The sequence below is a fragment of the Methylotetracoccus oryzae genome, assembly GCF_006175985.1.
Lineage (GTDB): Bacteria > Pseudomonadota > Gammaproteobacteria > Methylococcales > Methylococcaceae > Methylotetracoccus > Methylotetracoccus oryzae.
The window spans coordinates 493,015-505,350 of sequence record NZ_SRSH01000001.1 but is presented as its reverse complement, the minus strand read 5'-3'; the positions used below and the strand labels follow the sequence as shown (position 1 = coordinate 505,350).

The 12,336-nt window shown below is 62.2% G+C and carries 11 protein-coding genes; 10 read left to right on the top strand and 1 reads right to left on the bottom strand.

Annotation, left to right across the window (positions count from 1 at the left end; all coding sequences use genetic code 11):
• Nucleotides 1-259: 259 nt before the first annotated feature.
• Nucleotides 260-1,261, top strand: a complete 1,002-nt coding sequence (locus tag BWR02_RS02220; protein ID WP_162559977.1) for a COX15/CtaA family protein — start codon at nucleotides 260-262, stop codon at nucleotides 1,259-1,261.
• Nucleotides 1,262-1,454: 193 nt separating this feature from the next.
• Complete coding sequence (gene pstS, locus BWR02_RS02215) at nucleotides 1,455-2,489, top strand: phosphate ABC transporter substrate-binding protein PstS (protein ID WP_139556111.1); 1,035 nt, start codon at nucleotides 1,455-1,457, stop codon at nucleotides 2,487-2,489.
• 305 nt (nucleotides 2,490-2,794) lie between these two features.
• Here the strand turns inward: pstS and yihA are convergent, their stop codons facing one another.
• Complete coding sequence (yihA, locus tag BWR02_RS02210; RefSeq protein WP_236101833.1) at nucleotides 2,795-3,400, bottom strand: ribosome biogenesis GTP-binding protein YihA/YsxC; 606 nt, start codon at nucleotides 3,398-3,400, stop codon at nucleotides 2,795-2,797.
• 139 nt (nucleotides 3,401-3,539) lie between these two features.
• Between yihA and BWR02_RS02205 the strand changes: the two genes are divergently transcribed.
• From BWR02_RS02205 to fbaA, 8 genes are all read left to right on the top strand, one after another.
• Nucleotides 3,540-4,142 carry a c-type cytochrome gene (locus BWR02_RS02205; RefSeq protein WP_139556109.1) on the top strand — a complete coding sequence of 201 codons (603 nt, stop codon included), beginning with the start codon at nucleotides 3,540-3,542 and terminating at the stop codon, nucleotides 4,140-4,142.
• A gap of 83 nt (nucleotides 4,143-4,225) precedes the next feature.
• Nucleotides 4,226-4,903: a thiol:disulfide interchange protein DsbA/DsbL gene (locus tag BWR02_RS02200; protein WP_139556108.1), complete on the top strand. Its 678-nt coding sequence runs from the start codon at nucleotides 4,226-4,228 to the stop codon at nucleotides 4,901-4,903.
• Between the two features lie 43 nt (nucleotides 4,904-4,946).
• Nucleotides 4,947-5,804, top strand: a complete 858-nt coding sequence (locus BWR02_RS02195) for an endonuclease/exonuclease/phosphatase family protein (protein ID WP_236101831.1) — start codon at nucleotides 4,947-4,949, stop codon at nucleotides 5,802-5,804.
• A 391-nt stretch (nucleotides 5,805-6,195) separates the two neighbouring features.
• Nucleotides 6,196-6,858, top strand: coding sequence for a hypothetical protein (locus BWR02_RS02190; protein WP_139556107.1), 663 nt, complete (start codon nucleotides 6,196-6,198; stop codon nucleotides 6,856-6,858).
• Nucleotides 6,859-7,110: 252 nt separating this feature from the next.
• Nucleotides 7,111-7,752 carry a 3-hexulose-6-phosphate synthase gene (gene hxlA / locus BWR02_RS21190; protein ID WP_129884376.1) on the top strand — a complete coding sequence of 214 codons (642 nt, stop codon included), beginning with the start codon at nucleotides 7,111-7,113 and terminating at the stop codon, nucleotides 7,750-7,752.
• A gap of 18 nt (nucleotides 7,753-7,770) precedes the next feature.
• The gene (hxlB, locus tag BWR02_RS21185) at nucleotides 7,771-8,304 is read left to right on the top strand and encodes a 6-phospho-3-hexuloisomerase (RefSeq protein WP_129884377.1); all 534 of its coding nucleotides are present in this window, start codon (nucleotides 7,771-7,773) and stop codon (nucleotides 8,302-8,304) included.
• A gap of 405 nt (nucleotides 8,305-8,709) precedes the next feature.
• Nucleotides 8,710-10,722: a transketolase gene (gene tkt, locus BWR02_RS02180; RefSeq protein ID WP_139556106.1), complete on the top strand. Its 2,013-nt coding sequence runs from the start codon at nucleotides 8,710-8,712 to the stop codon at nucleotides 10,720-10,722.
• A gap of 376 nt (nucleotides 10,723-11,098) precedes the next feature.
• The gene (gene fbaA, locus BWR02_RS02175) at nucleotides 11,099-12,178 is read left to right on the top strand and encodes a class II fructose-bisphosphate aldolase (RefSeq protein ID WP_139556105.1); all 1,080 of its coding nucleotides are present in this window, start codon (nucleotides 11,099-11,101) and stop codon (nucleotides 12,176-12,178) included.
• The last annotated feature ends 158 nt before the right edge of the window (nucleotides 12,179-12,336 follow it).

Below are 12,336 nucleotides of genomic sequence, written 5' to 3'. Positions count from 1 at the left end.
TTTTTGGGATAGCGGGATGTCCCGGTTAGAGTAGCGCAGTTGACGTCCGTTCGGCCTGCGCGTCGTCACCAGCCGTAATGTCGGCCGGTCTGCGTTCCCGAAGGGCTGTGAATGGGTCGCGCTGATGAAGGTGATGCTGTCCCGGAGATTTGGGTACGATGCGGCGCAATGCACCGCCCGCGCGGAACTGGGCCAACCCTGAGGGATGGTCTGCCGGCGGAGTCGCGGGTTCGACGCCACTCTTTTCCGAGGTTGCCATTTGGTCGGGGTAGTTCGCGCGCTGGCGCTCATCGCTGTCATCCTGACACTCGCGACGATTGCCCTGGGCGCCTATGTCCGAAGCGCGGATACGGAGAGTCGCTGCGCTCCCTGGCCCGCTTGTGTGCAACAGCCGGACAGTCCGCCCGACCGCAGTCTTCGGGCAGGCGCTAGCGGCAGGAAGACGGCCGAAATGATGGCCCGGGTCCGTCTAGACATCAAAACGCATCGTTACGTCGCTGGGGCAGTCGGTCTGAGCGTTCTGTTGCTGGCATCCTTGGTCTGGACGCTTCCTGACAACCGTCCGAAGGCCACGTTTTGGGCGATGGCCAGCGTGTGCATGGTGGTCATGCAGACGGCTTTGGGCTTGTGGACGTTGGAGCACGCGCTTCTGCCGTTGGCCGTAACCGCTCATCTGCTTCTCGGTTACTCGATCCTGCTGGCCTTGTTTCTGACGCATCTGGCGGTCGATTCGAAGCCCCGCGCAGCGTCGTCCTTCGGAGGGGCAGGCCCCGGAAGACGCTGGGCGGCCCGGATCGCTCTGCTCTTGCTGCTCAGCCAGCTGCTGGTCGGCGGATGGACCAGCACCCACCAGGCGGGATTGGCATGTTCCGAGATTCCGGCCTGTCTGCAGCAGCTGTGGCCAGAGTCCGATCAAATCAGCGATTTCGCGTGGGGCCAGCAGGGGGCGTCCCAAAACGGCCTTGTGTGGTTGCCAGAGCAGCAACGGGCCGCGATTCACTGGGCGCATCGCATCAGCGGGCTGTTACTCGGTGTGGCCTTGACGCTGATTGCGGTCATCATGGCCTGGCATCGACGAGATGCTGACTTGCGTCCCGCCGCGCTCCTCCTGGGCCTGCTGGTGCTTGCGACCACAGGGACAGGCATCGCCGCGGTTATGTTCCGGCTACCGGTCACAACGGTTGTCGCGCATACTTTACTGGCCGGTCTCTCGTTACTGAGCCTCGTCTATTTGAGCCTCCGCCTTGAGGGGCGGGTTTAGGCGTTTCCTCCCCGCCGTAGACGCAGCGACGCGGGTTGAGCCGACCACGCCGGTTTGAACGGCTTGCGTGTTGCCTTGGCGCTGCTCCGAAAGCATCGGATGAGAAGATGACGGCTTTTGGGCCGCGGGCCATCGTACGCGCCCACAATCCCATGCATCGTCTGGGTGTCCTTCAGAAAAGAGTCGTAACGCTATGTTGGAAATAGCTTTTCATCGTGTTGTCGCGGGCGTTCTGGTGAGTCTTCTGATTTCGGCGAGCGCCGCCGGGGATGAAAAGCTGCGATTGTCGGGCTCCGGGGCAAGCTTCCCTGCCCCGCTTTACGACGAGTGGTTCAAGCGTTTCTCCAAGAGCCATAAAGGTGTCCTCATTGCCTATCACGCCAAGGGCAGCGGCGCAGGGATTCACGATTTCCTCGATGGGGTGGTCGATTTTGCCGCGAGCGATTCGGCGATGAAGCCCGAGGATATCGCCAAAGTGCCCGGTGGCGTCCAACTCCTGCCCATGACGGCGGGTGAGATCGTGTTGGCTTACAACCTGCCCGGCATGACGGCTGAACTGAAGTTGCCGCGCAGCGTGTATCCCGCATTCTTCCTGGGGGAAATCCGTCGCTGGAACGACGCGCGAATCGTCCGTGCCAACCCGGGGGTGACCCTGCCCGACCTGCCAATCACCGTGGTCCGGCGAGCCGACAGCAGCGGCACGACGTTCGTCTTTACCAGTCATCTAAGCGCGGTCAGCCCGAAATGGAAGGACGGGCCCGGCGCCGGTAACACCGTTGAATGGCCACACTTCGACCATTTCGTGGCAGCACCGAAAAACGACGGTGTCATCGAAGTCATCAAGCGCACGCCAGGGGCGATCGGGTATGTGGATTACGTTCAGGCCAGGGGAGCGGGCGTGGCTATAGCCAGCTTGCAGAACAAAGCCGGCACTTACGTCATGCCGGGCATTGCCGGTGGCGAGGCGACGCTGGCGGACGCGCGCTTTGCGGAGGATCTGATCGCGTGGGTCCTCGATCCGGAAGCCGCGACCGCTTATCCCATCGCGACGTTCTCCTGGATGATTTTCTACAAGGACAACAGCGATCCCGACAAAGCCCGCGTGCTGCGAGAACTGGTCGAGTTCGGTCTGACCGAGGGACAGAAGCAGTCTGCGGAGCTGGGATACATTCCGCTCCCCGAGGCGGTCGTGCAGCGGGTGCGAAGCGCGGCCGGCAACATACGATGAGTCGATGGGACTGGCGGGCATTCCGGGATAGGACCGGCATACGGTCCCGGTGACGGTGTGCGCGGACTCGCCGTGGTGCCCGATAGGTAGCGCTGCGCCCGTTGTCGCGAGAGGTCGAACTCTTTCGCGGAGAGGCAGTCATAGGGTTACGTGTCTGGAACGACGCAGACTACTCATCTCCTCCCTTATGAGTAGTTTCAATCCCGGCTTCCCCAAGTCGGGGATTTGCTCCGAGGCGCTGCCCCTTTGCGCTTCGGAGCCTTTTTATGCGGCGCGCCGCATGAGCGCTCCAGAACACTTATCCCCTAGCCATACCCGAGCACATCGTCCAGGGTGGCGTGCGCCTGATCAAGGCCGGTGCGGTCCAGCGACGAGAACAGTTGAACCGTCGTCCGCACATCGTTCCCTTCGCGCAGGGCACGCTCCGTTTGCAGTAGCGTGGCCTTGGCCGCTCCGCGTCCCAGTTTGTCCGCCTTCGTCAGCAAGATATGGGCGCGCAGACCGAGTTCCCCGCACCAGTTGATCATCAGGCAGTCGAAATCGGTGAGCGGATGGCGGATGTCCATCGCCAGGAAGATGCCCGCGAGGCTCTGGCGTTCGGCCAGGTAGGCTTCCACGACGCGATGCCAGGTGCCGCGTTGTTTGGCGCTGACCTTCGCGTAGCCATAGCCGGGAAGGTCGACGAGCCGATGTTCGGGATCGACCTCGAAGAAATTCAGCAATTGCGTGCGCCCGGGCGTCTTGCTGGTCCGCGCCAGATTCTTCTGCATCACGATCGTATTGATGGCGCTGGACTTTCCGGCGTTCGATCGTCCGGCGAAAGCCACTTCGGCGCCTTCGTCTGGCGGGGCGTCCTTGACGGCTGGAGCGCTGGTGAGGAAGTGACTGCGGTGATATCGGGATTGGGTCACGTTGGGCAGGGCGCGGCTGGGCTTGCGTTGGGCCTCAAAGTTTACCTATATTTCCGCAGCCATCGTAAAATCGCGGCTCTCGGGAAGGCGGACCTTCCACAGGGCGCGCCTTTCACACCTCTGATCGACGAGGCATTCCATGACACGAATTCTCTGGGTCCTGCTCAGCGCGGCGGCCGCGTTAGCGGCACCGGTCGCACTCGGTGCCGGAGACCCGACCGAAGGCAAGCAAAAGGCCGAGAGCTGTGGCGGTTGCCACGGCCCTGACGGCAACGGGGCCGCGCCCATCTTCCCGAAGCTCGCCGGGCAGCATGCGAGTTACCTGACGAAACAGTTGCACGATTTCAAGACCGAGAAGCGTCCGGAACCGACCATGACCGCCATGGCCCTGGCCCTGAGCGATGACGACATGGCCGATATTGGCGCGTTCTATGCCGCTCAGGCCGTTCAGGTGGAGGCGGCCCAGGAGAACGAGCTGGGTCGCACGATCTACCGGGCCGGCGATCCCCAGCGCGGTGTACCGGCTTGCACGGGTTGTCACGGGCCTGAAGCCAAGGGCAACGAGCCGGCCGGTTACCCGGCGCTGCGGGGGCAGTATGCGGCCTACCTCAGCAAGACCCTGCACGACTTCAAGGGTAAGGCCCGCTACAACGACACCAACGAGATGATGCGTGTCGTGGCGGCTCACTTGACCGACGAGGAAATCACGGGGCTTTCGGAATACATCGCGGGTTTGCGTTGAGTCGCCCCGAGGCGCTGCGCAGTGTCGTCCGCGCGGGCGCCGGTTTTGTTTGATCCACGAGGCTGCGAGACATCGACAACATCATGAAGACACACTTTCCAAGGACGTTCGCACGGACCGCTGTTTCGCTCTGGCTGGCGTTGGGCGCGCTGATTGCGTCACCGGCGCTGTTCGCGACCGACCACAGCCCGCGGCCCGACCTCGGCTACGAGATGGTCGAGCCGCCGCAGCCCACTGTCGACCCGTCGAAGGTCGAGGTACTGGAGTTTTTCTGGTACGGATGTCCGCATTGCTACCATCTGGAGCCCGACCTGAATGCGTGGCTCAAGAAGAAGCCGGACAACGTCGAGTTCATCCGTCAGCCGGCCATATTCAACGAGCGCTGGGGCGCGCATGCGAAGGCTTTCTTCACGGCCGAAGCGCTGGGCGTTCTGGACAAGATGCACGCCGACTTCTACGAAGCCATCCAGAACCAGAACCGCAAGCTCGAGACAGAGGATGAGTTGGCCCCGTTCTTCAAGGAGCACGGCGTCGCGGAGGCCGATTTCCGTAAAGCCTATAAGTCATTCGCGGTGGACACGAAAATGCGGCAGGCGGCGACCATGGCCCAGCGCTATGGCATCACGGGCACGCCCGCCGTCGTGATCAATGGCAAGTACCGCACCAGCGGGTCGCTGGCCAAATCATTTCCGCGCATGATCGAGATCATGAATCAGCTGATCGCTCAGGAGAGCGCTGCGCTGAAACCGGCAAAGAAGTGAGCGCGGCCTCCACGAGCCCCTTACCCGTCGCTTTGCACGGACAGTGACCCTGAAGGTAGGGGATGCCTCGTTCCTGGTCGAGCCGCCCTCCGGCGGCTCTCCTGGCTACGCGCCCCTGGCACACAGGGGCGCCAGCGCCCGGCCGCGGGTGCTGCAGGTCGCCAGCTTCAATATCCAGACCGGCATCAGCACCAGCAGCTATCGCGATTACATCACGGGTAGCTGGCGCCACATCTGGCCGTCGACCAAGCGGCTGCCGAACCTGAACCGGATCGCCCAGATCCTGAAGCCGTTCGACATCGTCGGGCTGCAGGAAGTCGACGGCGGCGGTGCGCGCAGCCACCATATCGTCCAGACACAGTACCTGGCCGAACATGGCGGATTCGCCCACTGGCACAACCAGGTGAACCGCCGTTTCGGCAACATCGCGCTGCACAGCAACGGCCTTTTGAGCCGCCTGCGTCCCGACGAGGTCCACGATTACAAGCTGCCCGGGCTGCCAGGTCGCGGCGCCGTCGTCGCGCGCTTCGGCAAGCCTTCCAAACACGCGCTCTATGTCTGCGTGCTGCACCTCGCGCTGAGCCGTCGGGCGCGATTGCGGCAAGTCCGCTTCGTCAGTGAACTGATCAGCCACTTCCCGAACGTGATCCTGATGGGGGATCTGAACTGCGAGCCCGGTTCGCCCGAACTGCGCCTGCTGGCGGAGTCGACGCATCTGTGCGATCCGATGTGTGACCTGAAGACCTTTCCGAGCTGGCATCCGGACAAGATGCTCGACCACATCCTGGTCACGCCGAGCCTGCGGACCGAACATGTCCGGGTGCTCAATTTTCCGTGCTCCGACCATCTGCCGATCGCGATGGAGGTGCGGTTGCCCGACGGCCTCGCGCTCAACCTCTAAAGGACGCTGCCGTCCGTCCGCGTATGACTGCCCTCGGTCTCGCGGGAGCGGGAGAGGCTGGTCCGGCGGCTCGCGGAGCGGGCAGCCGCTGCGTTTCGAAGATGCGCTCCTGCCCCGCTGGAATGCTAGGCGCGTGGGTTCTCGCCGTTTCGTCCACCACGGGGAATTCTTCCCGCCCGGGTTCCGGCGAAGCTCCCGGAGGTCCCGATTGTCGGCACCGCGGATATATTCCTTTTACCAGAACGAGCCCTTATACTGCCCGCGGTGCCGGCCAGTACGGCCTATGTGATGGGCTGTGCCCTAATCCAACTATTCCGACCGAGAGGGGAATGAAGTGCAAAACAAGAACTTAATAGCCAGTTTGCTTGCAGCCTCCGCTTTGGGGAGCCCCATGGCGGGCGCCACGACCTATCCTCCTGGTTTCGAGCCGGAGGTGATCTATCAGGATAGCGACTACATCGAGAAGTCCGGAGGCGCCACGAAGGCAGCGCCGGCCCCTGCCCCGGCTGCAGCGGCGCCGGCAGCGAAGGCGGACAGCACGAAATATCCGGCCGGTTTCGAGCCGGAAGTGCTCTACCGTGATGCCGAAGCGATCAAGAAGGCGACCGGTCCGGCCACGGTTTCAAGCGCGTCCTCGTCCGCAAGCACGGCTTCCGCGGCGCCGGCAAAGGCGGCCGCCGCGAGTGAAAAGGCTGGCAATCCCCTGTCGGAGAACGCCCCTCTGATCGGTATCGGCGTGCTCGCGCTCGCCGGGCTGTTCTTCTGGAAGAAGCGCTCGGGCGCTGGGGAAGGTGCTCCGGCAGCATCCGCCCCCGCGGCAGTGGCTCCGGCTGGACGTCTGGCGGGTGAAACCGGCGTGGCAAGTTACTTGCGCAGCACCTTGGGTGTGACCGTTGAAACGGGCGTCAGCAAGTACCTGAAGGGTATCCAGGGTGCCGCATCCGCCGCTGCGGAGACCGGCGTTGCCAAGTATCTGAAGAGCCTTCCCGCGGCGTCGTCTTCCGCCGGCGGTGCGGAGACCGGAGTTGCGAAGTATCTGAAGAAGGTGGGATAGTTCGCCACCCCGAGACGTTGCACACCATGTCCGGCTCGATGAGTGGGCTTTCGGCGACCTCCATCGCCGTTAGCCACGACGCTGAACCGCAGAGTCCTCAAAGGGGTGTTCCGCAAGATCGAGCCGAGCGGCGTGCGTTGACAGGTTTGTTCTTTGTTCTGTACAGTTGAGAAACAGTGCATTTAGCGACTGCTTGCACTCGCAGCAATCGGCCACCCCATTAACCAACGATAAAACATCGGAGAAAATACAATGGCACGACCACTGATTCAATTGGCGCTGGATTCCCTGGATGTCAACCAAACGCTGAAGCTGGCACAGCTGGCAGCCCCGTACGTCGACATCTTCGAAATCGGCACGCCTTGCATCAAGCACAATGGGGTTCCGCTGGTCAAGGAACTGAAGCGCCGCTTCCCGAACAAGCTGCTGCTGGTCGACCTCAAGACGATGGATGCCGGCGAATATGAGGCGACTCCTTTTTATGCCGCTGGCGCAGACATCTGCACCGTGCTGGGCGTCTCGGGTCTGCCGACGATCGCTGGTGTGATCAAGGCGGCCAACGCTCACGGCGCCGAAGTTCAGGTCGACCTGATCAATGTTCCCGACAAAGTGGGCTGCGCACGCGAGTCCGCCAAGATGGGCGCGCAGATCATCGGCGTTCACACCGGTCTCGACGCTCAGGCTGCAGGCCAGACGCCGTTCGCCGATCTCCAGGCGATCACGAAGCTGGGTCTGCCGGTTCGCGTCTCGGTTGCCGGCGGCATCAAGCAGTCGACGGTTCAGCAGGTTGCGAAGGCGGGTGCCAACATCGTCGTGGTCGGTGCGGCCATCTACGGTGCGCCGTCCCCGGCCGACGCCGCCCGCGAGATCTTCGAACTCGCCAGCGCTGTTTAATCTCTACCAGGACTTCATATGCATCAGCAACTTATCATAGATAAGATTTCCGGTATCCTTGAGGCTACCGATTCGACCTATGATGAAAAGCTTACGGAACTGCTGGACAAAGCGTCCCGCATCTTCGTTGCCGGTGCCGGCCGGTCTGGGTTGATCGCGAAATTCTTCGCCATGCGGCTGATGCATGGCGGTTACGACGTCTACGTCGTTGGGGAAATCGTGACGCCCAGCCTGCGCAAGGGTGATCTGCTGATCGTGATTTCGGGCTCGGGCGAGACCGAAACGATGATCGCCTTCACGAAGCGGGCCAAGGAACTGGGAGCCTACATCGGGCTGATCTCGACCAAGACCAGTTCGACGATCGGTGACATGGCCGACATGGTGATCCGCATCGGTTCGCCGGAGCAGTACGGAAAGGTCGTGGGCATGCCCATGGGCACGACGTTCGAACTCTCGACGTTGATGTTCCTGGAGGCGACCATCGCCCACATCATTCACGAGAAGGGCATTCCGGAAGAAGAGATGAGGACCCGTCACGCCAATCTGGAGTAATCGTATCCGGGGCATGCCCCGATCCAGTTGGTGGTGACCGAGTTCGATACCCCACGGTCTCGAACCCGGTCGCCAGTGACCTAAGGCCCTTCCCGGGCGGTAACACGGTTGCCGACGGGAGGGGCCTTAGCCGTTCAAGTGTATGAAGGAAGTGGCTTTCTTTTGCGCGTCCATGCGCCAATAGAGAGCCCGGTCGGAATCCCGCAGCGCCTCGCAGATTGCCCGACCTTATGATTCACCCAAGAAACACTGACTGTTCGACGCCCCCTTTTCCCGCTATAACGTTGCGCTCGCGGAGGGACGCTCAGTACGTCGGCCTCCCGGCCTCGGCAAGCGCGTGACTTTGGCTGTCGGGCTGATGATAATAAAGCGATTTTTGTTCATCAAACAACTAAGGAGAAGAACATGCCTTCGCGCCGAGAACTAGCCAACGCCATCCGCGCCCTGAGCATGGATGCGGTCCAGAAAGCGAACTCCGGACATCCGGGCGCTCCGATGGGAATGGCGGACATCGCCGAGGTGTTGTGGAACGACTACCTGCGCCACAACCCCGCCAACCCGAAGTGGCCGGATCGCGACCGGTTCGTGCTGTCGAACGGCCATGGCTCGATGCTGCTCTACTCCTTGTTGCACCTGACCGGCTACGCGTTGCCGGTGGAAGAACTCGCCAACTTCCGTCAGCTGCATTCCAAGACCCCGGGCCACCCGGAATACGGTTACGCGCCCGGCGTCGAGACCACCACCGGTCCGCTGGGTCAGGGCATCACGAATGCCGTCGGATTCGCCATCGCCGAGCGCACTCTGGCCGGACAGTTTAACCGTCCAGGCCACAAGATCGTCGACCATTACACCTATGCGTTCCTGGGCGATGGCTGCCTGATGGAAGGCATCTCGCACGAAGCGTGTTCGCTGGCCGGTTCGATGAAGCTCGGCAAGCTAATCGCCTTCTACGATGACAACAACATCTCGATCGACGGTGAGGTTCGTGGCCATGGCGGGACGCCGGGCTGGTTCATGGACGACACGCCGAAGCGCTTTGCGGCCTATGGCTGGCATGTGATTCCCAAGGTCGACGGTCACGATCCCGAAGCCGTCAAGAAGGCGATCGAAGAGGCTCGCTCAGTCACCGACCGTCCGTCGATCATCTGCTGCCAGACGATCATCGGCTGGGGCTCCCCGAACAAACAGGGCAAGGAAGAATGCCACGGTGCGGCGCTGGGCAACGATGAAGTGGCGCTAGTCCGCGAGACCATCGGCTGGCCGCACGCCCCGTTCGTGATTCCGGAAGAGATCTACGAAGGCTGGGATGCGAAGGAGTGCGGTGCCAAGGCCGAAGGCGACTGGAACGACCGTTTCGAGAACTATCGCAGCGCGTTCCCGGAGCTGGCGGCCGAGTTCGAGCGCCGCATGGCCGGCGAATTGCCGAGCGACTGGGCCGAGAAATCCGCTGCGTTCATCGCCAAGGTCAACGAGAAGGCCGAGACCATCGCCAGCCGTAAGGCCTCCCAGAACACCCTGAATGGCTATGGCCCTTTGCTGCCGGAACTGTTGGGCGGTTCGGCTGACCTGGCGGGTTCCAACCTGACCCTTTGGTCGGGGTGCAAGGACGTGAACGCCGAAGGCCACAACGGCAACTACGTCTACTACGGCGTGCGTGAGTTCGGCATGTCGGCCATCATGAACGGTATTACGCTGCACGGCGGCTTCAAGCCCTACGGCGCGACCTTCCTGATGTTCTCGGAGTACGCCCGTAATGCCCTGCGCATGGCGGCCCTGATGAAGGCGCCGACGCTCTTCGTCTACACCCACGACTCGATCGGTCTGGGCGAAGACGGCCCGACGCATCAGCCGGTGGAACAGACCGCGACCCTGCGCATGATCCCGAACATGCACGTCTGGCGTCCGTGCGATGCAGTGGAGTCTGCCGTCTGCTGGAAGGAAGGAATCGAGCGCACCGAAGGTCCCTCGACGCTGATCTTCTCGCGGCAGAACCTGCCTCACATGAGCCGCACCCCAGAGCAGATCAAGGCGATCTCGCGCGGTGGCTACGTGCTACGTGACTGCGCCGGCACGCCGGATGCCATCATCATTGCGACCGGTTCGGAAGTCGAAATTGCTGTCAAGGCGGCCGAGGAGCTGAGCGGCAAAGGCAAGAAGATCCGCGTCGTTTCGATGCCGTCGACCAACGTCTTCGACGCTCAGGATCAGGCCTATCGCGATTCCGTGCTGCCGCCGTCCGTTACGCAGCGCGTGGCAGTAGAGGCGGGTGTCACCGACGGCTGGTGGAAGTATGTCGGCAGCGCCGGCAAGGTCCTCGGTCTGGACCGCTTCGGCGAGTCGGCGCCGGCGGGCCTGCTGTTCAAGGAGTTTGGGTTCACTGCGGAGAACGTGGTCAAGCACGTCGAAGCGGTACTCTAAGGAACTCCGAACACAAGCCGTACTGGCTTGGTTTTGGCGATATTTCCCTGCATGGCGGGAAGCCCTGAATAAACCACGGCTTCCCTGAAGGGAGACTTCCCGGCTGGGGAACGGGGCTCCGTCCCGTCCCCTCAGCTCCCCGGTCGCATGGCCGGGTAATCGCGCGCGGCCCTGCACCTGCGGCCGCCACGAAGGAGTGGTCCGGTCCTCGGCCTGACGCCTTGCGGCAGGGTTGAGCCCCGGTCCTCGTTTCGGTAATCGCTAACCTCAGCGAGGTGCAGTTCGACCGTTCCGTGCGAGCGCAGTCTCGCACGTTGCGATTTCTCCTCTGGCAACTTTGGGTGTGCGTTAGGCATGCCGCAACAGGATGAGTGATATGGCACAGAAAATCTCAGACATCGTTAAGCCTGGCGTCGTTACCGGTGAAGACGTACAGAAAGTCTTCGCAGCCTGCAAGGCCAACAAGATGGCCCTGCCGGCAGTTAACGTCATCAGCACCGATTCCATCAATGCGGTGCTGGAGGCGGCGGCGAAGGTCAAGTCGCCCGTCATCATCCAGTTTTCCAACGGCGGCGCGCAGTTCGTTGCCGGCAAGGGTCTGAAGCTCGACGGTCAGCAGTCCAACATCCTCGGCGCGATCTCGGGCGCACGTCACGTGCATCTGATGGCCGAGCACTATGGTGTGCCCGTCATCGTTCATACGGATCATGCCGCGAAGAAGCTGTTGCCGTGGATCGACGGCCTGCTGGATGCCGGCGAGGAGCACTACGAGCGCACTGGCAAGCCGCTGTTTAGCTCGCATATGCTCGATCTCTCGGAAGAGAGCCTGAAGGAAAACATCGAGATCTGCGGCAAGTACCTGGAGCGCATGTCGAAGATGGGCATGACGCTGGAGATCGAACTCGGTGTGACTGGTGGTGAGGAAGACGGCGTCGACAACAGCGGTCTGGACCACTCGATGCTGTACACCCAGCCGGAAGACGTGGCCTACGCCTACACCCACCTGAGCAAGATCAGCCACCGCTTCACGATCGCTGCGTCGTTCGGCAACGTGCACGGCGTCTACAAGCCGGGCAACGTTAAGCTGACCCCGACCATCCTGCGCGACTCCCAGGCCTATGTGTCCGAGAAATTCAGCGTGCCGGCGAACACCCTGAACTTCGTGTTCCACGGCGGCTCGGGCTCCAGCCCGGAGGAAATCGCGGAGTCCATCAGCTACGGTGTCATCAAGATGAATATCGACACCGACACGCAGTGGGCGTACTGGGACGGCATCCGACAGTTCTACATCAAGAACGAAGGCTATCTGCAGGGCCAGATCGGTAACCCGGAAGGGGACGACAAGCCGAACAAGAAATTCTACGACCCGCGCGTGTGGGTCCGCGCAGCCCAGGTCAGCATGGTCACCCGCCTGGAACAGGCTTTTGCCGATCTGAACGCGACGAACTCGCTCTAGGGCGGATCTTTCGTCTCCGGGAGAGGCCGATGCAGTCGCATCGGCCTTTTCGTTTGAACGGGCGGTCCGACCCCGTGTACGGCGCCACCGAAAGCGGAGTGATGGGGTGGTCCCCGGCTTCGCACCGTGCCGCAAGCCACTGTTTGGTGGTGCGGAAT